We start from the raw sequence: 23221 nt of genomic DNA on the forward strand, positions 1-23221 counted from the left end.
TTAACTGTCTTCAGATTTCTTATTTAAAGCAATTAAATAAACCTCTACTGACTCTTTACGACTAGAAGACGGTTTAAAATGCTTGACCTTATGAAAATTAAGCTTAACTCTGTTTAGCACATTATTCTCCGTACCACCTCGAAAAATTTTAGCAATAAAATGCCCACCCGGTCTTAAAATTTTTAAGGCAAAGTCAATCGCATGCTCACATAAGTCAAGAGTTCGAATATGGTCAGTTGTTGCATGACCCGTCGTATTCGCAGCCATATCACTCATTACCACATCAGCACTACCATCGAGCATCTTTATAATAATCTCTTTAGTATCTTCAGCATAGAAGTCTTTTTGTAAGCAATGTACACCAATAATTGGTTCTATGTCAAGCAAATCAACTGCAATTATCACGCTATTATTACCACGTGACTCATCAGATTTAATAATTCTGCTAGCCACTTGACTCCATCCACCTGGTGCAGCACCTAAATCGACTAATTTCATCCCTGGTTTTAACAGATTAAATTTTTCATGGATTTCCAGCAACTTATAAGCTGATCTAGATCTATAACCATCAAGCTTTGCTTTAGAAACATATGGATCATTTAATTGCCGTGCAAGCCACTGTTTTGACGAATTTTTACGCTTTTTTGCAGTTTTAACGGCAACAAATTTACCTCTAAATCCTAATATATTAGATGTCATGACACATGTTCTCGCTAGTTTTTTTAGCAATTCTATCCAATACAGAATTAACAAAGCCAACTTCGTTTTCATTCAACATATCACTTGTAATATCGGTGAATTCATTAATTACCACTTTACTTGGAACATTTGGAAAAAATTGTAATTCACAAATTGCCACACGCAAAAGAGCAAGAAGCAGAACAGGTAAGCTAGTAATTTGCCATTCCGATGTCAAATGCCTTGATATCATCTTATCAATTTGAGATAAATTTAGAACTACAGACTTTACTAACAATTCAAAATAACTTATACTTAACTTCACTTTTATTGGTTTGTTTAAATCATTAGCTACTCGTTCATCTTGATAGAATTGAACAATTTGTTGCATGATCCGATCTATGTTTTGATCAGGACTCTCCGGTTTATACTGATAAATTGCCTGTACCGCAGCAATACGTGCTATCGTTTTGGTACTAATCTTGGTTGAGGTCATAAAAACTTTGATGTATTGGTAACATATTTAATCTATTAGCTATAGCAAAAAAGCATAATTTAGTAAACCTATTTAAAAAATAATGAGTTGTATGTTATCAATATTCGGATTTATTCTAACAATCAGCTTATTAGTCTTTATTCATGAGTTTGGTCATTATTACATAGCTAAAATATTTGGAGTAAAGGTTGAGGAATTCTCGATAGGTTTTGGTAAGGAACTCTTCTCTAAAATAGACAAAGATGGCGTAAAATGGAAAATTTGCACCCTACCCTTCGGCGGTTACGTTAAAATTTATGGATTTGACCCTGCAACACTTAAAAATACTCAGGATAATAGACCACTCACTTTTCTTAGCAAGCCTCTTTGGGTTCAATTCTTAATTATAGCTGCTGGACCTATAGCTAATTACTTGTTAGCCATTCTCATATTCACAACTATTTATTTTTCTCATGGTCAAGTAGAAATACCTCCTATAATTGGTGAAGTAGCGGTCAATTCACCTGCTGAATTAGCTGGGCTTAGAGAAAATGATAAAGTTATTATGATTGGCACTAATAAAATTGATAGTTTTGTCGATTTACAGAGAAATATATTCATGAGCGGAACTAAACCCATCAATCTTTTAGTTGAAAGGCATGATGAGATTATTGATATTGTTATAACTCCAAAAGAGATTAGTCAAAAACTGGATAATCAACCTGAGATAAAAAGACCTTATATAGGAGTTATTGCTAAGAATGAACCTATTTACATTAAAATGAATATTTTCCAAAGTATATATCAAGGTTCTGTAGATGTTGTTTATATCTCAGGTTTAATTTTAAGACACTTTGGACAAATGCTAATGGGAACAAGATCGCTAAATGAAATTGGTGGACCAATTACCATTGCCAAGGAATCAGGAAAATCTTTAGAACAAGGGGTAGCAAATTTTGCTCTATTTGTTGCCATGATATCAATTAATCTAGGTCTACTTAATTTGCTACCGATTCCAGTTCTAGATGGTGGACATTTAGTATTTATAATATATCAAATAATTTTTAGAAAAACACTTAGTGGGGCAATAAAAAATGCTATACTAAGATTAGGTATGGGGATAATTATTTTTCTTATTGTAATTTCCTTGTCAAATGATATAAAAAACTTAGTATTTTAAATTTCAGTATGACTTATAAAACCAAACAAAAGAAGGTTCTTGTGAAAACAAACTTCAAATCAACTATTAAACTAGCTATTTTGGCAACAACTGTTTTATATAATACATCAGCTTTATCGGCTGAGTATATTAAAAAAATAACTATTCAAGGTAATAAAATAATCGAAAAATCGACTATTGAAAATTACTTAAAGCTTCAAGTAGGAGAAGAATATAATACATCCAAAGGAGATGAAGCAATCAAAAACCTTTACTCAACGTCTTTGTTTGACAATATAAGTATTACACTAGTCAATGGTGGTAATTTGATAGTTACTGTATCAGAAACTCCGTTTATTACTAAAGTAGTGTTTACAGGTAATTCTAAAATCAAAACATCCTCATTATCAAAAGAATTGCTTACCATGTCTGGTGAATCAATGAGTCCAGCTAAAATCCAATTAGATGTGGAAAAAATTAAAGAGATATACAAACGTTCAGGTCGTTTTTCTACAACCGTAACGCCAAAAATTGAGAGACTTGAGAATGACAGAGTAAAAGTTACTTTTGATATTGCAGAAGGACCTAAAACAACTGTTAAAAAAATCTATTTCAGTGGAAATAATAATTACCGTAGTACAGAACTACAATCTGTTATCCTAACAAAACAGTCAAAATGGTTTAACTTTTTAGAAACAAATGATACCTACGATCCAGACCGCCTAGAGTATGATAAAGAATTGTTAAAGGAATTCTATCAGTCAGTAGGATTTGCCGATTTTCGTGTTATTTCTGTTACAGCAGAACTCAATCCAACCAAAGAATATTTTACTATCACTTACTCTATTGAAGAAGGGGCAAAATATAATTTTGGCAACATTACTATTGACAATAAATTACCTAATATTGATATAAATGAAATTAAAAAATATATTAATGTTAAGTCGGGTGATACATTTAATATTAATAGTTTAAATAAAATAGCAAATAAAATCTCTTCACATTTTGCAAGTAAAGGTTATCCAGGAATTAATGTTTATCCTGATATAAGTAGTAAAAACCCTGATAATACTGCTGATATTAAATTTGTTATAGATAAGGCAGAAAAAGTATTTATTAATCAAATTAATATTACAAATAATCTAAAAACTGAAGATAAAGTTATTAGACGAGAATTTAAAATTTCTGAAGGAGATATATTTAACCGTTCTTATATAGAAAAAGGTCATCAGAATCTACGCAATTTGGATTATTTTGAAAAAGTACTTATTAGCGTTACACCAACAACACGAAAAGACAAATATGATATTAATATTGACGTTGAGGAAAAATCAACATCTTCAATTAGTTTTGATGCTGGCTATAACACAGCGGGAGGTCCATTTGGACGTATATCATTTTTGGAACGTAATTTAATTGGTACTGGAAAAGTGTTAAATGCTGGAGTACAAGTAGGAAAAAAGAGTGTTAGTTACTATGGTGGCATAACCGAACCTCATTTTCTTGATAAAGATGTATCGCTAGGTTTTAATGTTTTCAATAATTATAGCGGTCGTGGGACTTCATTTCTTTCACAAGGAGATCAAAATTATACGTTAAAATCTATAGGACTCAAACCTTCTCTTGGTTATGATATCGCGGAAGACTTAAGACATGAAATTGACTATACTCTTAAGAGAGATGTATTAAGCTCTCCAGGTAATTCAAGCTCTATATTCTTAACTGAACAGATGGGAAAATTCATCACATCAGCCATCGGACATACTATCACTTATAATCAGCTTGATAGTAGTATTATTCCTAAAAATGGTTATGTTATTAGCGGCACTCAGGAATTTGCTGGTGTCGGGGGTAATAATAAATATTTAAAACATGAACTAGACGGTAAATATTTTAAATCTTTTATCAATAATAAATTCACTTTAAAACTTTCAAGTAGTGTCGGTGATATTATGGGTGTAGGAGGTAAAACTGTAAGAATTTCTGATCGGTTTAATTTGGGTGATTATAGCCTTAGAGGATTTGCTGCTAGTGGAATAGGTCCTAGAGAAAAAACAACAAATGAAGGTCTTGGCGGAGAAAAATATTATACATTTTCAACAGAACTCAACTTTCCAACTGGTTTACCAGAAGATTTTAATTTAACAGGAGCTGTTTTTATGGATGCTGGTAGTCTTTGGGGTGTAGGATTAAATTCTAAAAGTATTTATAAATCTGATAGTTTTTATAATGATAAATCACTTCGTGCTTCTGTTGGGGTGGGTTTTATATGGGTTACTCGCTTTGCCCCTATCAGAATGGATTGGGCTTGGCCAATTAAAAAGAAACCTTATGATGAAAAGCAACTTTTCCATCTAAAGTTTTCTACACATTTTTAATATTGTAACATGAGTTCGATATAATATAGTAAAATCCTATATAATTAAGAGATTAAATTTAAAAAAACTTGTAAGCTCTATATGAAATTAACAAAATTATTATTTTATACCATCACTACCTGCTTAGCTTTATCTAGCTGTAAAACTAAGAAGATAGATGAAGATTTAATTGTTCCAGCTCCTGAATTATACAATAATGGCATTGTTTTACTGGAAAAACAAAAATATTTGAAAGCTGCTGAAGAATTTTCTAGGATTTTCTATCAAGATCCTGGTAATAAAATGACTCCTCAAGCTGAGTTAATGCAAGCCTATTCTTTATTTTTAGCATGTCAGTATGAGGAAGCGGTAGATGTACTTGATACTTTTATTAAGCTTCATCCAATGCATGAAGATATTGCATATGCGTATTACCTAAAGGCATTATCGTATTATATGCAAATCTCAAATGTACAGCTTGATCAATCAAGAACCCTTTTAGCTAAAGAAAGTTTTGAAGATGTTATAAAACTTTTCCCTAAAACAAAATATTCAATTGATGCATCTTTAAAAATTGATTTAGTAAATGATCATTTAGCCGGTAAGGAAATGGATGTAGGTCGTTATTATCTCAGTAGAAATAACCCGATAGCTGCTATCAATAGATTTCAGCTTATTGTGGATAATTACCAAACTACATCACATATACCAGAAGCACTTTATCGTTTAGTAGAAAGTTATTTAATGTTGGGACTTAACATTGAAGCAAAGAAATATGCTGCCGTACTTGGTCACAACTATCCAGATAGTAACTGGTATAAATATTGCTACTCATTAATTAAGAACTCTTTAAAAGAATGAAACCTAATGTTACAAAGTCTTTCGGTAAAGAATTTTATTTTGATAGACGAATTGGACATAGAGTTTGAAAAAGGACTATGTGTGATTACCGGCGAAACAGGAGCTGGTAAGTCTATTTTGCTAGATGCAATTTTGTTCTCTTTAGGTAACAAATTCTCTGATAATGTAATAAAACATGGATGCGATTATTGTACGGTTGCTACAACATTTACTCTCAATAATGATTTAAAAAAGCTTTTGGAACAATTTAATATTGAATGTGACCAAGAATTACTAATAAAACGTATCCAAAAATCTGGTAACCGCAAAAAATTTCTTATAAATGATCAAGCGGTGACAGTAAATACCTTGCAACAAGTAGCAGATTATTTATTTGAACTTCATGGACAAAATAGCCCTACTACCCTTCTTACCCCCTCCTCCCATATTAATATTCTAGACGATTATGGAAACCTTCTAGGTTTAAGAGCTGAATTATCCGAGCATTTCAATATTTTACAAGCAACTACTAAAGAAATCAATAAAGTCACAAAAGATAAAGATACTATAGAACGAGAGATAGATTATTTAAATTTTGTAACCAAGGAATTAAAAACTCTTGACTATCAAGTAGGAGAAGAAGAAAAACTTACCACTATAAGACGCAGTTTACAAAATCGTGATAAAGAAATACAAGTAACTCAAGATATATTATCACATCTTGAAACTCCTGAAATTAATAAGTCCATTACTAATGTTCAACGTTTAATAGCCCGTAACTTACAGGAAAATGAAGAATTTGCCTCTATTTCATTAAATTTAGATGATTGTTATAATAGTCTAGAAGAAGCACGTATAAAATTACAAAACATTATTAATAACTTCGATACAAATGAATTTAACTTAGATGAAGTGGAAGAAAGGCTGTTTAAAATTCGTGACATAGCACGAAAATATAATATTTCTTGCGATAAAATACCTGAATTTGTTGACAATTCTGCCCAACAATTAAATGCCCTGAAGGATAAAATTAATAACGTTAAAATCCTAGATATTAATAAGCTAGCTGGTCATAAAAAATATTTTGAACTAGCTGAAGATTTATCGAATCAGGGTTCTAAAGTAGCCAAAAACCTAGAGTTAGCTATGCAAAAAGAGCTTGAACAACTTAAAATGGAAAAGGCAATTTTTAAAGTAGAAATAGTACCTAAGGATAATATTGCAAACCAAACTGACAATAAACATTTTTTGGAAGACAGGGATACTTCTCAAGTAATGTTATGTAGGGTATCAGATAATGGTATCGATAATGTGCGTTTCGTTGCCTCAACTAACCCTGGTATGCAACTTGCTCCTATTGATAAAATTGCTTCTGGTGGTGAATTATCAAGATTTATGTTAGCACTAAAAACTTGTCTTTTTGATAAACTACTTAAGGAAACTATTATTTTTGATGAAATAGATACGGGAATTGGTGGTATCGTAGCCGATAAAGTAGGAGAAAAACTAAAAAAGCTTAGCTCTATTGCCCAAGTTATCGCAGTTACTCACCAACCGCAAGTGGCAGGTAAGGCAGATCAGCATATTGTCGTTAACAAGCTACAATTGAATGAAAGTACTAAAATTACTATAAAAAATCTAAATCTTCAAGAGAGGCAAGCTGAACTTGCTCGCATGATCTCAGGTAAATCCATTACCGATGCGAGTTTGAAGGCAGCTAAAGAGCTTCTACATCCTTAGCCGCCCTTCCCTTAAGCTTCTTAATTACTTTATTAGGATTTACTTGAAGTTTTTCTTTAATTCTAGCTGCTTTACCACTTAGATTTCTTAAATAATATAGTTTAGCACGACGTACTACACCATATTTAACAACTTCAATCGCATGTACAATTGGTGAGAAAATCATAAATCGTCTTTCCACACCTTCACCATGACTGACCTTACGAACTACAAAAGAAGATGCAACACCCCTATTTCTTCTAGCAATTACTACGCCTTCATACATTTGAAATCTTTCTAGTAATTTTTCCTTACCATCTTTTTCAACTGCTCGATCAATTATTTTTACAGTAACCTTTACAGTATCCCCTGCTTTAAAGTCAGGAATCTTTTTATTTTCCGTTAGTTTTAGAATTTGCTGTTGTTCAAACTCTTCAATAATATTCATTACCTTAAACTCCTATAAAATTAATAAATCCGGTCTACGTTTTTTTGTAATCTCCATAGACTGATTACTTTTCCAATCTTTAATTAACTGATGATTACCAGACAACAAAACACCCGGAACTTCTCTGCCTTTCCATTTTGCCGGTCTCGTATATAGAGGACATTCAAGCAATCCAGCGAACTCTCCATTTTCCTCAAAAGATTCTGATTGCAATGTGTCTTGATTCAGTAATACATTCGGAAGTAATCTAATCAAGCAATCAAGAATAGCAAGAGCTGCCACCTCACCACCAGATAAAATATAATCCCCTATACTAATTTCCGTCATATTATACTCTTCAATTACACGTTCGTCAACCCCTTCAAAGCGACCACATAAAATTATTATTTGCTTTTCTTGTATAATTTCACGAGCAATATTTTGGTTAAATAGCTTTCCTCTTGGTGAGGGATAATATATTTTGGCATTAGGATTTGAAGACAAAACATGATCTATACAACTACCCACCACATCTGGACGCATTATCAGTCCGTTACCACCACCATAAGGCTCATCATCAACATTTTTATGCCGAGTTAATCCAAAATCTTTTATATTAACCACATTATAAGACCAAATACCCTTTTCTAAGGCTTGCCCTGCAAGGGAATATTGCAAAAATCCAGGGAACATTTCTGGAAATATGGTTAATATTGATGCATGTAATGAAGACATTTAATAAATATGATGAAATTTTAAAATAAAAAAATTGATTTGACTTATATTATAGTTTATATAATTAGGCAATATGAATCCACTAACACTTTATTGTTAATCTTCATCATTTATTTTTCGGAGCATGGCGCAGCCTGGTAGCGCATTTGGTTTGGGACCAAAGGGTCGGGAGTTCAAATCTCTCTGCTCCGACCACTTTCTTATTATATCTAACATTTAATACCTCCTTTACTATTAAACAAATGTGGGCTGATATGGGGTATCAGTCTAAAGATTTAAAGGGTCTCATTAGGAAAAGTATAACATAGATTTAGAAATTGTTAAACGACCAGCGTGCAAATTTTGGATACCAGAAAGTACACCATCAGAACTATTGCCAACAAGAGAAGTTGGGTTTAAAGTACAGCCAAGGCGATGGGTTGTTGAGAGAAACTTTGCCTGGATAAAGAAGGCTCTCCAATGAATATGATTTTCTTACTGATTCTAGTGAAAATATAATTTTTTTGGCTATGAGTCGATTACTTCTTCGTAGGATATTTATTTCTATTACTTAGTTTGCGGACAAACTCTCAGATGCATCCTTTACTCATGAAGCTATATGTGAAAAAATTGTTGAACAAGGTGGAGAATTTGAGCTTACTCTTAAAGCTAATGAAGCTAATTTACATTACCATAGTACACAAACATTTGAAAAATACAGGCAGAAGGTCAGGAAATTAAGAGTTTTGCAGAGAATATAGATTTACAGCATGGGAGAATAGAAAGAAGAAAAATCGAGATAATTGAATGCCATTTGGATATTTAAATGGCATATCAAGCAAATATGCAAAATTACCCGAAAAAGAGAAAAGAAGAACAAGGCTAATGGCTGTAGAAACAGAGAATGTATTAATGATTACTAGCTTAGAGAAAAAGTCTAGTCCAGAAGAATTGTTAAAATTTAACAGAAGTCATTGGTCATGCGAAAATAATTTAAACTGGATAAAAGATAAGGTTTTTGAAGAAGATAAGTCAACTATTAGTGTTGGAGAAGCTCCGTTAATAATGTCATTATTGAGGACAACAACTCTTTCTATAATAGCTCTATTTTCAAACAAAATTACTGAAACTAGAGAAAATTTTAACAATTATAGACATAGGTTATTTAAATTATTCTCAACTTAAAGTTAGAATTTTTAAACTGCCCTGATTGGATATAGACAAAGGAGTGTTTTACATGACAGCAATATTATGGTATACTGATGCCAAAGTGTACTCAGTCACTAAATTCTCATCAATTGACTATAAATATCAAGTTTATAACTTACAATAATATATTATGAATTTTATCGATGAAGCTAAAATATACTTAAAAGCCGGTGATGGTGGTGATGGGGTGATTAGTTTTCATCGAGAAAAATATATTGATATGGGTGGACCTGATGGCGGTGATGGTGGTCGTGGTGGTAGCATTATTTTTAAGTGCAATTCTCATCTTAATACTTTAGTAAATTTTAGGCATAAACTGCATTTTAAAGCAGAAAATGGTGAGAATGGTAAAGGCTCAAACCGTAGTGGGAAGTCTAAACCTGCTTTACTCTTAGAAGTACCAGTAGGAACACAAATATTCTCAGAAAATGGCGATGTTCTACTATATGATTTCACTTCCGATGAACAAACTTTTGAAATTCTTAAGGGAGGCAAAGGCGGGCTTGGTAATAGCCATTTTAAGTCATCTACCAATCAAGCTCCGCGACGTAGGACTGAAGGTGTTGTTGGAGAAGAGATGTGGGTAAATTTACAACTCAAACTACTTTCAGATGTTGGTCTTATAGGTTTACCTAATGCAGGAAAATCGACTTTTCTTGCAACCACGACATCAGCAAAACCTAAAATTGCTGATTATCCATTTACCACACTAAGCCCTAATCTTGGTGTGGTTTATGTAGATGATGAAGAATTTGTGATAGCTGATATCCCAGGCTTAATAGAAGGAGCTCACTTAGGACATGGACTCGGTGATAAGTTCCTAAAACATATTGAGAGATGTAATTTATTGATTCATTTGATATCAGCAACAAGTGATAATTTGATTGCTGATTATAGAACTATTAGGAACGAGCTTGAATCATATTCGAACTTATTAAAAAGTAAGCTCGAAATAATTTGTTTGAATAAGTGCGATGTTTTGTTAGAAGAAGAAATTAAAGACAAAATTATAGAATTGCAAAAAATTACTAGTGAGGAAATTTTTGTAGTGTCTAGCTATACAAGAACTGGATTAAATAGGGTAATTAAAAAAGCTCTTGAAAACGTAAAAAATACAAATCCTCCCAATTTGAGATAAGAATTAGTTAATTCTTATCCCAAATTAGCTCCCTTCCATATATTTTTCAAACTTATTTTTCTCATCCCGATATTTATCTGCATCCGGTAGGGCTGGTTTTCTAACGGCAATATTTGGCCAAATGCTTGAGAAAAATTTAGCTCTCTCTATCCAATCAATCAGCTGTTCTGACTCTGGCTTAATAGCTTTAACCGGACACTCAATCTCACACACTCCACAATCAATACATTCATCAGGATTAATTACCAACATTAACTCCCCTTCATAGAAGCAATCGACAGGACATACTTCTACACAATCAGTATATTTACATTTTACACATTCGTCGGTAACAACATAAGTCATAAATTGTCATACTCCTTGAACTTGGTGATTAAAACGCAAGCTCTCAAACCCAATACTAATAAAAAATATAGTATAGCACTGATCAACATTAGCACTAAGGGCAATAACATAGAATTATCAATTGTCGGACTACCTAGCCGTAAAACACTTGCTGGCTGGTGTAAACTATACCAAATATTTACCGAAAATTTTACTATAGGAACATTGATAAAACCAATCAGAGCAATCACCGAAGCTGGTTTTTCAGTACGGCTTATCCTATCACCACTATTTACCACCACGATATAACTTAAATAGAGCAAGAATAGTACGAACATTGAGGTAAGTCTAGCATCCCAAACCCACCAAGTCCCCCAAATAGGCTTTCCCCATAATGCCCCCGTCACCATACTAATCAGGCAAAAAACTGCACCAATAGGGCTACTGGCCACTGCCATTAAGAACGACATTTTAGTCTTCCACACTAGGTTAGACAAACTACAAATAGCTATGAATGTGTAAATCCCTAGTGCCATCCAAGAAGCTGGTACATGAACATACATAATCCTGACCATATCACCTTGTTGGTAATCTGGCGGTGAGACTATCAAAGCTTGATATAACCCCACCCCCATTGTTACCAACATTGCAACTAGCAATAATGGTAGCATGGTTCGTACTAACTTACTAAAAAAATAAGGGTTTAGTAATTTAAACATTTAGACATTTGATTAATTATTTTTAAATATTGATTATAAAATAAATCACTATTGATGTTAGTCACTTGCCAATTCTCACTTTCAATGGCCACTACTTCTACTTTAAAATTTTTATAAAGAGCAACATCTTGATCGAGACTTAGCAATAAACATTTACTATGGGACATAGCTAATAAATGCTCAAGATTACTAATATATTTGAGACTCTTTTGATCAGAGCTATATAATTTTGCAACTCTTTTTTGGCTATTATCAAAAAAATATTCTAAACTATCACTAAGCAAGATCACATCTGTTAAAGACGCTAATCTTTGATGTTTGATTTTCGCAAGATCATCTATTTGTTTTTTTGCCTCTTCAAAATTTTGGTAAACAGCTGAACTAATCTCAGGAAATCGTTGAGATAATATCTGAGATAATTGTTCCAATAGTATTTTTACATTATCTAAATCAAGCCAAATATGCCAATTACTATATGAGTCATTATTAATAATTTTTAGCCCATTAAAATTACTAATTTTAATGACATTTTTACTATGACCATTCATTAATTTGCCAGCAAAGCCATCAAATTGCTCATCTATATAAAATACAATATCTGCATCTTTGACTTTTTTCAGATCACTAGGTCTCAAATTATAGTGATGTGGGCAATCATTGTTATTGGCAATGGCAACAATTTCTGCTTGCTCTTTCACTAACATCGCTATAATGCTTGCTAGTGGAGTTATGCTAGTAACAATTTTTATCCTACCTACGTTAGCAAAAGATACCTGACTAAGTAATATCATAATTATAGCAATAAAAATGCTAGCACTAATATTAATTTTCATTTTTTTCTTAATTTTCACCGTTATTTTTCAATGCCTTGGATGTTTTATTTTTTCCAAGTCTACTATTCTACTTTGGGAATTATTTAGTTGCTCCGTCAAAAGTCTATAATATAACATCTACTATATTTAAATGCAAAAGTTGTCATTCCTGCGTAGGCAGGAATCTATAATAGCTCGGGTCTTTTTAGGAACAATTTTAGATTCCTGCTTACGCAGGAATGACAAACATTGTTCTTTGGTTATAATGCTAATTGATTATTTTTTTCAAGAGCAAACAAATCTTTTTGAAATTCTATATTATTCATATCTATTTTTATTTTAGACATATTCAATTTTCTCAACAATTTCTTGTAAGTTATCTTTTGGTTTATTTCTTTCTGCCCACGATAATGCTTTATCTAGTTTAGTTAAAGTATCTCCTTGAGATAACCATTTTTCTGAGGTTGGAACAAATTTTCCTGTTTTAATGATCCATGTGCCATTATCTAATTGTTCGATTAATACCATTTGTCCTGCAAATACTTTGCCAAGCGATAGTTGACCGTTACTACCTATTACTTTCACTTGTTGATTTTGATTCATAATATTTTCCTAATTTAGTACCTTAGGAATTTACTATACAATAATTATATTATTTTATCAATAGAGCCTAGGAGGCTGTCGCATAACTGTTGAAAGTTAGTAAATACAGCTTCTTTATACGTCATTGCGAGAAGGTCGTAAGACCGACGAAGCAATTGTAAGTTAAAAGTATGATATAATAGATGTTGAAGTCAATATAAATAATGATTTATACTGACTTATAAGGGGGTATTACAGCGATAGTCATTAATAATACTAAATGACTATCGCTGTGCAGGCGTGAGCGACCGTGAAGCAATTGGTCTTAAGATCGTATGGATCTTGGTACTCTAGCCCAAATCCCCGAGACGTTTGAATAGTTGGTTGGGATGCCTTTGCACTCCCGCTTACAATCGTAAACATTAAAAGTCTTCGAGGTATTATGCCATTATATAATAATTTTATTGGTCTTGATATAGGAAAATTCAATTTTGTTGTTGCTATTCATGGAAAAAAAGAAACTAAAGAATATAATAACAACTCTAATGGAATAGCTGATTTTATCAAGGATTACAAAAAAGAGATTAGTTCTGCATTGTGTGTTTTAGAAACCACAGGTGGATATGAAATGGAACTATTACTAACGCTTTGCAATCAGGGTTTTGCTGTATATAGAGCCAATACTCGCAAAGTTAAAAACTTTATTAGGTCTTTTGGGAATGCAGCTAAAACTGATAGTCTTGATGCTAAAGCTCTAGCACTTTATGGTTTTGAACGGTCAGAAAGATTAGAACTATTTAAAGTACAATCTAAGCAAGCTTTAAACTTGTATGAATTAGTCGGACGTAGGAACGACCTCAAACAAATGTTGATTGCAGAAAAAAATAGGTTTCAGTCCCCGAGAGCTGATTTAATCAAGTCTAGTTGTGTTAAAATAATCGAAGTACTAGAAGAACAAATTGCATCTATTACTAAAAAAATAGATGACTTAATAGCAAAAGATAAACTCTTGCAGGCTAAGAAAGAGACACTGCAAACTATTAGTGGTATAGGCACAGTAGTATCTAATGAGCTTATAGCTTTGTTACCTGAACTTGGTACATTGAACCGCAAACAAATAGCATCATTAGTAGGTGTTGCACCAATATCTAATGATAGCGGTAGATATAGCGGATATAGACATACAGGTCATGGTAGAAGTTTTGTTAGACCTATGTTGTTTGTAGCTGCTATGGCTGCTAGAAATTCTAACTCTGAACTGAAGGTATTTTATGAAAAATTGATCAATAGAGGAAAAAAGAAAATGGTGGCGATGGTAGCATTAATGCGGAAAATCATTGTGATTGCAAACGCTAAGTTACGTGATTTAACTAGCTCTGCAGAAGCAATAAAAATTTAAACCAAATTTATTTAAATTTTTATTGCGAACATAGTTGATCCACTTATGATTATTTTTTTGGATTGCTTCGTCGACCTTCGGTCTTCTCGCAATGACGGTTTAGAGAATTAATTAGTTATCTCCGACAGACTCCTAGCATAATTCAAGTAATTGATGTTTATTAAGTGTAAAATCACTGGCAATCCAAGATTTCTTTAATTTACCTATCACTGTGCCAATAGCTTTACCATGAATATTTAATTTCTGCAAGTCATGCCCATTTATTGGAAATATTGGTCGGGGTTTAGATTGGTATGCATCTAGAAATTTATTTGCTATATCTCTATTTAATTTACTTAATGATACTAAAGTAATGATATATTGCAGATAATCATCAGGATAATCAGCCGTTTCCCACCAAATTTCTCGTAATGTAAATTCGTTGATTTCTTTATTAACAAATCTAAGTATAGTAATGATTTTGAGGGCGATTTGCCGAGAAAATTTTAAATTTAATAAATCACTTAGTGGTAAGTTCTTTATGTGGTAAAATAAAAGTGAATACCTAGTGTAAGGCTCTAAAGAACCGAAATTAATTGCTTCCATCAAAGGTTTTTTATCAAATTTACTAACTGGTAATATTATTTGCAATATGCCATTATCAAACATTTGCTGCAAAATATTAGGACTATTATCTGAGATAATCAACTTGTCCACCTCCCATTTTATCCGTTCTTTTGATAATAATTTAAGATTTTCTCGTAATTTAATACAAGCATCTAGCCCATTATGATCTAACTGTCTTGCATAATAACAGGAAAAACGGAAGAATCGTAAAATACGTAAAAAATCTTCTTCAATTCGTTCAAATGGCTGTCCGATAAATATTACCTTAGATTCTCGTAAATCATCTATTCCACCAAAATAATCATAAATTTTATGCTCAAATGGACAATAGCTTAGTGCATTAATAGTAAAATCTCTTCTAGTAGCATCCTCCATAAAATCATCAGTAAAAATAACTTCTGTGTGCCGACCATCACATTTTATATCTTTTCTAAGTGTAGTAATCTCAAATTTCTCATTATTTAATAAAGCCGTAACTGTGCCATATTTTATACCAGTTGGGATAACATTAATATTGGCTGTTGATAAAATATCTGTTACTTGCTCTGGTAATAAATTGGTTGCTATATCAATGTCGTAGTTAACAACACCAAGAATAGCATCCCGAACAGCTCCGCCGACAATCCTTGCTACTCCGCCACCTAGTTTAATTATTGACAAAATTTCTTTGTAATAGCGTGATTGGATAGATAATTCTTTTTTTACAATGTACATTATAAAAACACCTTATTTTTATTTTATGTCATTATTTACAAGCATATTCTTGATTTCATTCAGTGTTAGCTTTTGTTTCTTTAATCGTTGAATTTCTATACATTGTTCAATCATTTCAGATGAGTAAAGCTGATAGCGTGATTTAGTAACATCAGCAATTTCAAGCAAGCCTTCCTTAGTCCAAAAACGAATTGTTGACACAGTTTCACTGACAGCTTTTGCAAGCTTACCAATTCTTAATAATTTCTCTGATAATACTACATCTGAAGAGTTTACAGAGTTTGCTGCTTTAAGATAAATATCAAGAGAACGATGGACTGCATTAAATATAATCTTTTCATAGGCTTCTTTTGAACCACCAAGTTGTGCAGTTTCTAGAGATGTTACATAAGGTAATCTCTCTTGTAGTCTAATAATAGCCGGTGGATAGCCTGCCATTATTAGAATTAAATTCATCAATAATCGTGCTGTTCGACCATTCCCGTCTGAGAAAGGATGGATAGTTACTAGTCGATAATGTGCTTCTCCTGCAAGTGCTACAGGATGCATATCTTTAGATGAGTTTAGCCATGCAATGAAATCTGCCATCAAGTTTGGTACTTTTACTGGATTTGGCATTATTACCCTTGAACCTGAAATACTTACTGTTACTTGCCTATAATATCCAGCATTATGATCATCGATACCCTTTAGGATAAGAGCATGAATTGATAAAATATCGTTTTCAGTAATTTCACAAATTTTCTTTTGCTGTATTTCATGGATTAAGTCCAAAGCTTGTGCATGATTTCTTGCCTCAAGATGTTCTACTAACGATTTTCCACCAACTGTTAAGCCTTTTTCAATTACCACAGCAGTTTCCAAACGAGAGAGAGTATTACCCTCAATAGCATTACTGGTATAAGTCAACTCTACCTTAAACCACTGCTCCAAGTTTTTAACCAACTCTGGAGTTAATGGTCTGATTTTATCCAGTTGCTTTTTTTTGTTGTCTAGTAGGTCATATTTCATATAGTAAAATATAAAGTATCACTTAATGCTTTTCAACAATTATTTTATCATCTTAATTTAATAATTAATTCCCTACTAAACTATTAGCAAATTCTGCCGGATCAAACGGTTTTAGATCGTCTACCTTCTCCCCTACCCCTAAAAAACATACTGGTAAGGCGAATTTTTGTACGACTCCTACCACTACACCAGCTTTTGCCGTACCGTCTAATTTAGTGACTATCAGACTTGTTATGTTAGCAATAGCGGTAAATTGTTCAACTTGGTTATATACATTCTGTCCAGTGGTCGCATCAATTACTAATATACTATGGTGAGGAGCTGTATCATCAATCTTCTTAATAACCCTAACAATTTTGGCAAGTTCTTCCATCAAATTCTTCTTGTTATGCAACCTTCCAGCTGTATCAATAAATAATACATCAACATCATTTTTTATTGAAGACTGCATAGCAAGATAAGCAACACTAGCAGGCTCAGCTGATTCTTCACCAGTAATAAACATTGAACCACTTTTATCAGCCCAACTAGATAATTGACTAACAGCAGCAGCCCTAAATGTATCACAAGCAGCAATTGCTACTTTTTTCCCCTGTCTACGATAAATGCTGGCTAGCTTGCCTATTGTCGTAGTTTTCCCTGACCCATTAACACCGCAAACTAGGATAACATTAAGCTCTTTATCATACAATTCAAAAGGCTTGCTAGTTTTTACCAATAATTGCCCGATAATGTCAGCTAGCTGTTCTTTGATTACCAAACCACTTACTTCTTTATCAAATTTGATAGCTCTTAGTTTATCGACCAGCTCTATTGCTACAGAGGCTGTGATATCTGCAGATATTAACAACTCCTCTAATTCATTTAAAGTTTGCTCATCTAGTTTTTTTTTATAAAATATCTGGTCAATGCCCGAAGATATTTTATTTGAACTATTAACTAATACCTGCTTTAATTTAGTAAATATAGATGTCATTTTACCGCCGCTCTTTTAAGTCGATCATTGATTGCAACGCCAATACCAACCTCCCGACTTCCGCAGTTTTTGATAAGGTCAAAGGTTGGAAGGGGCATGGACATGAGGGTTACAGATTTTTAGGCACAACATTATTTGCTCATCTGCTTATTCTTCTTTCAACTGTTCTATTTCTTCAATAGTTAACCCGGTAAATTCAATGATTTCATCCATTGGCTTTCTTTTATCCAACATTTTTTTTGCTATATCTATTTTTTCTTCAGCTTTACCCTCAGCTTTACCTTCAGCTTTACCTTCAGCTTTACCTTTAGCTTTACCTTTAGCTTCACCTCTAGCTTCAGCATCTTCAATTTGTTGCTGTTCTACCGCTAAATTATCAAGACGAGCTTTGGTCATTTGCTCATAGGTGTTAAGTTCTGCCTCTGACCAGCTATCTTGGTCTACAGCCTCAAAGGCTCTTCTAATAATTTCATCCTTACCTATTAAATGCTCTATTTCTGTTAATGTTAATTTACTATCTCCTGCATGCTTAAAAAAATACATCCACTTCTCTTCAATAGTTTTTAGCTCATCTATAGTTTTTTTAAATTTCTCAAGCTCTAAAAAAACAAAGTAAAAATCTTTTAAATCATGAGCATAGGTCTCTGTCTCTAAAATACGATGTTCTGATTTCCAATGTTTTCTATCGCTAAACATCACAAAATCCGCTATTGCTAAAAATATTACTCCTTTTAATTTGCGTATACTGCCAGTTTCTTGTGTTTCTCATCTTCCTCAAGTCTCTGCTGAGAATATGCTTTAGCTGCATAATATTGGGCTCTTTTTTCAAATCCTGGATGCTTGCTTACCTGCATCTCTACTATGAATTGATTACCGTGTTGATCTTTACATAACACATCAACAATAGACTTTCTGTAAATAGCAATATCAGGGTCTTGGATAGTTGGTAAAAACGTCACCTCAATTATTTGCTCATTTTCTTTACACTTAAGAACATCGTTTAAAAAATGTACAAGTATATCTTTGTTCTTTTCCGTACCAAAGATTTTACGAAAACAAAAATCATTTTTAGGATCAAGAAACTTTGATAAAAACATATAACATAACCTCTTAATTGTTACTAAATATCACCATTATTTATCTGAGTCATTAGACCATTTGAGCTGAATCTTCTACGCTTATTTTACCATCTTCTTTACTAAAAAGCTTGCAATAAATTGATTTTAATTGCTCTTTTATTAGTAAATTTGGTGGGGATGAGTTAATTGATAGTTTCATTCGCTCATTACCATTGTATCTATTACATTTGCAGCATCGCGGCTTGTTGTGCCTAGTAACACATGACCTTTATATCCATGCCCCTTCCAACCTCGGGCTTTCTCAAAAATTGCGGAAGTCGGGAAGATATTTTATTTGAACTATTAACTAATACCTGCTTTAATTTAGTAAATATAGATGTCATTTTACCGCCGCTCTTTTAAGTCGATCATTGATTGCAACGCCAATACCAACCTCTGGGATAGAGGCAACGGCAATTGCTAATCCATTTAATTCTGCATAATTATCCAATATTCTAAGACTGGCAAATAAGTTGCTAGCTGTTTCAATTAAATCACCAGTTAAACTTAAATTAAGCGAAAAATTACCCTCTAGCTTACTATCGGCAAAATTAAGCCCTACCTCATTAGCTTCTAAACTCTCTGCATTCAATCTTACTTTAACTCTTGGCGAGTAGTGTTTATTCATCATCCCCGGAGCTTTAATTTGCATCAAGCTGGATGTTTTATCTAGTTTCTTACCAATTACCTTCTCTAACGCTTCCAACGTAATAAAACCATCTCGCAAAATAGTTAAGTTATTAGTAGTACTATCTACTATGGTTGATTCTATACCATATTGACACTTACAATCATTTAAATTATCCTCTAAAATAAAAATATCTTGGTCATTTGCAAAATGTTCCTGTACATGCTGTAAAGTCGTGCTACTAATATAACCTGATGGGTTAGCACTAGGGGCTGCTATCGGAGTACCTGACTTTCTTATTAGCTCCAAAGCAATATTATGTGATGGTATACGGAGTGCAACCGTTGTCATCCTAGATAATACTGATGCTGCTATATTTGCCCCACTTTTTAATGGTACAACAATAGATAAAGGTCCCGGCCAAAAGATATTACTTAACTTAAGAGCATCTGCATTAAATTCCCCTATAGTTTTAGCTTGGCTCATAGTTGCTACATGAACAATTAGAGGATTTATGCTTGGACGCTTTTTTATCTTAAAAATCTTCTGGCAAGCTTGCTCATTACTAGCATCTGCCCCAAGTCCATATACTGTTTCTGTTGGAAAAGCTACTACATTACCAAGTTTTATGAATTTGGCAGCCTGCTTTAATGTATCAGTCATAAGAAACTAAATTTTGCTAATTTATCAAATAATTGGGTAACCATTCTGAGCAACAATAAACGATTATTGGCAATGTTACGATCTTGATCTTTGACCATAACATTATCAAAAAACTCATTGACAGGTTTTAATATTTCTAGTAACAGGCTAAGAGTTTTAGTAAAATCTTTTTCTACAATAGAACTATCAATTTGCTTAGAAATAACTCCTAATGATAAAAATAATTGTTGTTCATATTGTGAAACAAAAGCCTTTTGATCAACTTCTCCTTCTATATTACTACCTTCTAGTATATTATTTGCTCTTTTGTAAATAGTTAATAAATTTTCACCATCCACTCCAGCGAGAAACTTTTGTAAAGCACCGAGCTTTATTTCGCTAATCACTAAATCTCTTTCAATATCAAAATCAAGCACCGCATTAATTAACGATATGTCATAGTGATTTTTAAAATAATATTTGGCTCGTTCTTCTAAGAACTCTAAAATTATCTGACTAGTTTTATTTAGCCCACTATCATGCCCTCCTCCCTTTACGTCTTCAAACATAGTTTGATATAAGTGAACTACATACGCAACTAATTCCTTAATATCAATATTTAACTTATTAGCTAAAATTATCCTAATAATACCTAATGCTTGCCGTCTGAGCGAGTAAGGGTCTCTTGAACCATTTGGCTCTTCTCCTATTAATATCAAACCTACTAAACTATCCAGTTTATCAGCAATCGCCAATATTGCACTATTTCCCATTGGCAAATTATCTGATGGTCCTTGTGGTTTATAATGATCTCTTATTGCCAAGGCAATCTGATCATTTAACCCTTCGGCTTTGGCGTAATAATATCCCATAATACCTTGCAGTTCAGGGAATTCTCCCCCCATTTCAGTTGTTAGGTCACTTTTACAAAGTTTAGCTGCTACTTGCAAATCCTGATTTCCTGGCATTAGATAATTACAAATATCATCAATTCTCTCTGTTTTTTGTTTGATACTGCCAAGCTTTGCATGGAAAGTTATCTGCTCAAGCTTTGGCAATTTTGATTCTAAACTATTAGATAAATCCTGCTGATAAAAATATAATGCATCAGAGAGTCTAGCAGCTAGTACTTTTTCGTTACCACTTATTATAACATTTTGATCATGTCGCATATTACTAACAAAGAGAAAATAAGGGGCGAAATTACCAGCTTGGTCAAAAGTACTAAAATACTTCTGATGGGTACGCATTGAGCTAACTAGTACTTCACTAGGTAACTGCAAAAATATCTCAGGTATTTTACCCGCCATAACAACTGGCAATTCTACTAGTCCTGTTACTTCTTCTAATAATTTCTCATCATCTTTGATAACTAAATTAAGTGTATTGGCTATTTTTGATAGCTGACTTTTTATTATCTCCTTACGTTCTTCTTGGTCAATAATGACATTACTCTCCCGCAGCTTATTCTGGTATTCAGAAAAACTGTCTATAGTAATCGGTTCAGGACTAAGAAATCTGTGTCCAAAGGTAATATTATTTGCCGTCAAATGTCCATATTTAATGGCTAGTATTTCTCCATCAAATATACATAAAATATTCCTAAGCGGTCTAATCCAACTTATATCATAATTCCCCCAATACATAGATTTTGACCAAATATACTTACTAATTGCTTTAGGAATTATCTCTTGCAATAATACTCGTATATCGGTTTCTATGCTACTCTTTGCTATTATATAATATAATTGCCCTTGCACTAATAGCGTAGATAATTTATTTTGCTCAATATTATTTGATCGACAAAACCCTTCTACAGCCTGCTGCGTTGCCGAAACTTTCGGTCCTCTTATGGTAATTTCTTTTGGTAGTATAGATTTTGGTAAATTTGTAATATGTACAGCAATTCTCCTAGATCCAACATATAGCTGAACATCAGCAACTAGCTCGCTTTCTTGCAAGATTGTCGTAAATATGGTTTTATAGCTTTCCGCTGCATTTTTCTGCATCAAAGCTGGTATCTCTTCGCTAAAAAGTTCTAATAATAACTCACTCATATTAACTCTTCTTTATCTTCTAGTTCTAACCATTTATTACAGCACATTTTTGCCAAATTACGTATCCTGAGTATGTAAGATGCTCTCTCTGTTACACTAATTACCCCCCGGGCATTTAACAGATTAAAAAGATGACTAGCTTGAATACAATAATCATAAGCTGGCAAAGGTAAATCTGCAGCGATTAATTCATTACATTGTTTCTCACTATCAATAAAATGCTGAGATAATATGGCTATGTCAGCTAATTCTAAATTAAACTTCGAAAATTGTTTTTCAGCGGCAAAATCTACTTCACCATAGGTTAAAGCCTTTTCTCCAACTTGACCATTCCAGTCAAGATTTCTTACCTCATTGATTCCTTGTATATAAAGTGCCAGACGTTCTAAACCATAGGTGATCTCACCAGCCACTGGACGACAATCAATACCACCAATTTGTTGCATATAAGTAAATTGTGATACTTCCATACCGTCACACCATATTTCCCAACCAAGCCCAGCAGCACCGAGACTAGGAGACTCCCAATCATCTTCAACAAACCTAATATCATGTTTTTGTAAATCTATACCAAGACATTCAAGACTCTTTAAATATAGCTCTTGTATATCATCAGGAGAGGGTTTTAGTATAACCTGAAATTGATAATAATGCTGCATTCTATTAGGATGCAAAGCGTATCTACTATCATGAGGACGCCGAGAAGGTTGAACGTAAGCTACAAACCAAGGTTTCTTACCAAGAGTTCGTAGTACAGTAGCAGGGTGAAAAGTACCAGCTCCAACATGAGCGTCATATGGCTGCAAAATTGCACAGCCATAATCTTGCCAGTAATTTTGCAAGGTCAAGATAATTTGTTGAAATGATAATTTTTGCATATTGATAAATTTGTTTATTTTTTAGAGGAACACACCCTA

Annotated in this window: 23 protein-coding genes, 1 tRNA gene and 1 pseudogene; 9 read left to right on the top strand and 16 right to left on the bottom strand. The window is 33.0% G+C overall.

Features of this window, described 5'->3' with window-relative positions:
- Both AAGD26_RS00945 and nusB read right to left on the bottom strand, forming a co-directional pair.
- Positions 1-699: an RlmE family RNA methyltransferase gene (locus tag AAGD26_RS00945; protein WP_341751850.1), complete on the bottom strand. Its 699-nt coding sequence runs from the start codon at positions 697-699 to the stop codon at positions 1-3.
- Complete coding sequence (gene nusB, locus AAGD26_RS00950; RefSeq protein WP_341751851.1) at positions 689-1174, bottom strand: transcription antitermination factor NusB; 486 nt, start codon at positions 1172-1174, stop codon at positions 689-691. Before nusB ends, AAGD26_RS00945 begins: the two co-directional genes overlap by 11 nt.
- Positions 1175-1265: 91 nt before the next feature.
- On the opposite strand from nusB, the gene rseP reads away from it, so the two are divergent.
- From rseP to recN, 4 genes are all read left to right on the top strand, one after another.
- Positions 1266-2333 carry an RIP metalloprotease RseP gene (rseP, locus tag AAGD26_RS00955; protein ID WP_341751852.1) on the top strand — a complete coding sequence of 356 codons (1068 nt, stop codon included), beginning with the start codon at positions 1266-1268 and terminating at the stop codon, positions 2331-2333.
- 41 nt (positions 2334-2374) lie between these two features.
- A complete protein-coding gene (gene bamA / locus AAGD26_RS00960; RefSeq protein ID WP_410520621.1) occupies positions 2375-4690 on the top strand; it encodes an outer membrane protein assembly factor BamA in 2316 nt (771 codons plus the stop codon).
- Positions 4691-4771: 81 nt separating this feature from the next.
- Complete coding sequence (locus AAGD26_RS00965) at positions 4772-5530, top strand: outer membrane protein assembly factor BamD (protein ID WP_341751853.1); 759 nt, start codon at positions 4772-4774, stop codon at positions 5528-5530.
- Positions 5531-5536: 6 nt separating this feature from the next.
- Entirely contained in the window at positions 5537-7249 is a 1713-nt protein-coding gene (recN, locus tag AAGD26_RS00970) for a DNA repair protein RecN (protein ID WP_341751854.1), read from the top strand.
- Here recN and rplS read toward each other — a convergent pair.
- On the bottom strand, positions 7227-7676 hold the full coding sequence (gene rplS / locus AAGD26_RS00975) for a 50S ribosomal protein L19 (protein ID WP_341751855.1): 450 nt from the start codon (positions 7674-7676) through the stop codon (positions 7227-7229). The genes recN and rplS overlap by 23 nt on opposite strands.
- A 12-nt stretch (positions 7677-7688) precedes the next feature.
- A complete protein-coding gene (gene trmD, locus AAGD26_RS00980; RefSeq protein WP_341751856.1) occupies positions 7689-8390 on the bottom strand; it encodes a tRNA (guanosine(37)-N1)-methyltransferase TrmD in 702 nt (233 codons plus the stop codon).
- A 118-nt stretch (positions 8391-8508) separates the two neighbouring features.
- Between trmD and AAGD26_RS00985 the strand changes: the two genes are divergently transcribed.
- The 4 genes and pseudogenes from AAGD26_RS00985 (at position 8509) to obgE (ending at position 10716) form a co-directional block, all read left to right on the top strand.
- A tRNA-Pro gene (locus AAGD26_RS00985) sits at positions 8509-8585 on the top strand.
- Between the two features lie 26 nt (positions 8586-8611).
- Positions 8612-8944: pseudogene (locus tag AAGD26_RS00990) on the top strand (transposase); the annotation flags it as partial.
- Positions 8945-9176: 232 nt separating this feature from the next.
- Positions 9177-9554, top strand: coding sequence for a hypothetical protein (locus AAGD26_RS00995; protein WP_341751857.1), 378 nt, complete (start codon positions 9177-9179; stop codon positions 9552-9554).
- Positions 9555-9708: 154 nt separating this feature from the next.
- Positions 9709-10716 carry a GTPase ObgE gene (obgE, locus tag AAGD26_RS01000; RefSeq protein WP_341751858.1) on the top strand — a complete coding sequence of 336 codons (1008 nt, stop codon included), beginning with the start codon at positions 9709-9711 and terminating at the stop codon, positions 10714-10716.
- Positions 10717-10740: 24 nt separating this feature from the next.
- Here obgE and fdxA read toward each other — a convergent pair whose 3' ends face one another.
- The 4 genes from fdxA to AAGD26_RS01020 form a co-directional block, all read right to left on the bottom strand.
- On the bottom strand, positions 10741-11061 hold the full coding sequence (gene fdxA, locus AAGD26_RS01005) for a ferredoxin FdxA (protein WP_341751859.1): 321 nt from the start codon (positions 11059-11061) through the stop codon (positions 10741-10743).
- On the bottom strand, positions 11058-11759 hold the full coding sequence (locus AAGD26_RS01010; RefSeq protein WP_341751860.1) for a heme ABC transporter permease: 702 nt from the start codon (positions 11757-11759) through the stop codon (positions 11058-11060). The genes fdxA and AAGD26_RS01010 overlap by 4 nt, the downstream gene beginning before the upstream one ends.
- Positions 11744-12592 (bottom strand): metal ABC transporter substrate-binding protein, encoded by an 849-nt coding sequence (locus AAGD26_RS01015; protein ID WP_341751861.1) that lies wholly within the window; start codon positions 12590-12592, stop codon positions 11744-11746. Before AAGD26_RS01015 ends, AAGD26_RS01010 begins: the two co-directional genes overlap by 16 nt.
- A 318-nt stretch (positions 12593-12910) precedes the next feature.
- Positions 12911-13174: a hypothetical protein gene (locus AAGD26_RS01020; protein WP_341751862.1), complete on the bottom strand. Its 264-nt coding sequence runs from the start codon at positions 13172-13174 to the stop codon at positions 12911-12913.
- Positions 13175-13595: 421 nt separating this feature from the next.
- Between AAGD26_RS01020 and AAGD26_RS01025 the strand changes: the two genes are divergently transcribed.
- Positions 13596-14552: an IS110 family transposase gene (locus AAGD26_RS01025; RefSeq protein ID WP_341751164.1), complete on the top strand. Its 957-nt coding sequence runs from the start codon at positions 13596-13598 to the stop codon at positions 14550-14552.
- A 132-nt stretch (positions 14553-14684) separates the two neighbouring features.
- Here AAGD26_RS01025 and AAGD26_RS01030 read toward each other — a convergent pair whose 3' ends face one another.
- From AAGD26_RS01030 to AAGD26_RS01065, 8 genes are all read right to left on the bottom strand, one after another.
- Complete coding sequence (locus AAGD26_RS01030) at positions 14685-15872, bottom strand: CCA tRNA nucleotidyltransferase (RefSeq protein WP_341751863.1); 1188 nt, start codon at positions 15870-15872, stop codon at positions 14685-14687.
- Between the two features lie 18 nt (positions 15873-15890).
- Positions 15891-16883: a Fic family protein gene (locus AAGD26_RS01035; protein ID WP_341751864.1), complete on the bottom strand. Its 993-nt coding sequence runs from the start codon at positions 16881-16883 to the stop codon at positions 15891-15893.
- Between the two features lie 64 nt (positions 16884-16947).
- The gene (gene ftsY, locus AAGD26_RS01040; RefSeq protein ID WP_341751865.1) at positions 16948-17859 is read right to left on the bottom strand and encodes a signal recognition particle-docking protein FtsY; all 912 of its coding nucleotides are present in this window, start codon (positions 17857-17859) and stop codon (positions 16948-16950) included.
- Between the two features lie 147 nt (positions 17860-18006).
- Complete coding sequence (locus AAGD26_RS01045) at positions 18007-18555, bottom strand: Rpn family recombination-promoting nuclease/putative transposase (RefSeq protein WP_341751866.1); 549 nt, start codon at positions 18553-18555, stop codon at positions 18007-18009.
- Between the two features lie 35 nt (positions 18556-18590).
- A complete protein-coding gene (locus tag AAGD26_RS01050) occupies positions 18591-18956 on the bottom strand; it encodes an Rpn family recombination-promoting nuclease/putative transposase (RefSeq protein ID WP_341751867.1) in 366 nt (121 codons plus the stop codon).
- 361 nt (positions 18957-19317) lie between these two features.
- The gene (locus AAGD26_RS01055) at positions 19318-20268 is read right to left on the bottom strand and encodes an L-threonylcarbamoyladenylate synthase (RefSeq protein WP_341751868.1); all 951 of its coding nucleotides are present in this window, start codon (positions 20266-20268) and stop codon (positions 19318-19320) included.
- On the bottom strand, positions 20265-22304 hold the full coding sequence (gene glyS / locus AAGD26_RS01060) for a glycine--tRNA ligase subunit beta (RefSeq protein WP_341751869.1): 2040 nt from the start codon (positions 22302-22304) through the stop codon (positions 20265-20267). Before glyS ends, AAGD26_RS01055 begins: the two co-directional genes overlap by 4 nt.
- Complete coding sequence (locus AAGD26_RS01065) at positions 22301-23182, bottom strand: glycine--tRNA ligase subunit alpha (RefSeq protein WP_341751870.1); 882 nt, start codon at positions 23180-23182, stop codon at positions 22301-22303. The genes glyS and AAGD26_RS01065 overlap by 4 nt, the downstream gene beginning before the upstream one ends.
- Positions 23183-23221: the final 39 nt, after the last annotated feature.

The sequence above is a fragment of the Candidatus Tisiphia endosymbiont of Piscicola geometra genome (assembly GCF_964026415.1).
In the GTDB taxonomy this organism is placed as follows: Bacteria; Pseudomonadota; Alphaproteobacteria; order Rickettsiales; family Rickettsiaceae; genus Tisiphia.

Excerpts from the sequence above, each read along its gene's own strand:
- AAGD26_RS01030 (WP_341751863.1), bottom strand. The coding sequence starts at position 15,872 with ATGTACATTGTAAAAAAAGAATTATCTATCCAATCACGCTATTACAAA.
- AAGD26_RS01025 (WP_341751164.1), top strand. The coding sequence starts at position 13,596 with ATGCCATTATATAATAATTTTATTGGTCTTGATATAGGAAAATTCAAT.
- AAGD26_RS00965 (WP_341751853.1), top strand. The coding sequence starts at position 4,772 with ATGAAATTAACAAAATTATTATTTTATACCATCACTACCTGCTTAGCT.
- AAGD26_RS01020 (WP_341751862.1), bottom strand. The coding sequence starts at position 13,174 with ATGAATCAAAATCAACAAGTGAAAGTAATAGGTAGTAACGGTCAACTA.
- AAGD26_RS00945 (WP_341751850.1), bottom strand. The coding sequence starts at position 699 with ATGACATCTAATATATTAGGATTTAGAGGTAAATTTGTTGCCGTTAAA.
- rseP (WP_341751852.1), top strand. The coding sequence starts at position 1,266 with ATGTTATCAATATTCGGATTTATTCTAACAATCAGCTTATTAGTCTTT.
- nusB (WP_341751851.1), bottom strand. The coding sequence starts at position 1,174 with ATGACCTCAACCAAGATTAGTACCAAAACGATAGCACGTATTGCTGCG.
- ftsY (WP_341751865.1), bottom strand. The coding sequence starts at position 17,859 with ATGACATCTATATTTACTAAATTAAAGCAGGTATTAGTTAATAGTTCA.
- AAGD26_RS01010 (WP_341751860.1), bottom strand. The coding sequence starts at position 11,759 with ATGTTTAAATTACTAAACCCTTATTTTTTTAGTAAGTTAGTACGAACC.
- obgE (WP_341751858.1), top strand. The coding sequence starts at position 9,709 with ATGAATTTTATCGATGAAGCTAAAATATACTTAAAAGCCGGTGATGGT.
- glyS (WP_341751869.1), bottom strand. The coding sequence starts at position 22,304 with ATGAGTGAGTTATTATTAGAACTTTTTAGCGAAGAGATACCAGCTTTG.
- fdxA (WP_341751859.1), bottom strand. The coding sequence starts at position 11,061 with ATGACTTATGTTGTTACCGACGAATGTGTAAAATGTAAATATACTGAT.
- AAGD26_RS01015 (WP_341751861.1), bottom strand. The coding sequence starts at position 12,592 with ATGAAAATTAATATTAGTGCTAGCATTTTTATTGCTATAATTATGATA.
- AAGD26_RS00995 (WP_341751857.1), top strand. The coding sequence starts at position 9,177 with ATGCCATTTGGATATTTAAATGGCATATCAAGCAAATATGCAAAATTA.
- trmD (WP_341751856.1), bottom strand. The coding sequence starts at position 8,390 with ATGTCTTCATTACATGCATCAATATTAACCATATTTCCAGAAATGTTC.
- AAGD26_RS01055 (WP_341751868.1), bottom strand. The coding sequence starts at position 20,268 with ATGACTGATACATTAAAGCAGGCTGCCAAATTCATAAAACTTGGTAAT.
- recN (WP_341751854.1), top strand. The coding sequence starts at position 5,537 with ATGTTACAAAGTCTTTCGGTAAAGAATTTTATTTTGATAGACGAATTG.
- AAGD26_RS01035 (WP_341751864.1), bottom strand. The coding sequence starts at position 16,883 with ATGAAATATGACCTACTAGACAACAAAAAAAAGCAACTGGATAAAATC.
- AAGD26_RS01045 (WP_341751866.1), bottom strand. The coding sequence starts at position 18,555 with ATGTTTAGCGATAGAAAACATTGGAAATCAGAACATCGTATTTTAGAG.
- AAGD26_RS01065 (WP_341751870.1), bottom strand. The coding sequence starts at position 23,182 with ATGCAAAAATTATCATTTCAACAAATTATCTTGACCTTGCAAAATTAC.
- AAGD26_RS01050 (WP_341751867.1), bottom strand. The coding sequence starts at position 18,956 with ATGTTTTTATCAAAGTTTCTTGATCCTAAAAATGATTTTTGTTTTCGT.
- rplS (WP_341751855.1), bottom strand. The coding sequence starts at position 7,676 with ATGAATATTATTGAAGAGTTTGAACAACAGCAAATTCTAAAACTAACG.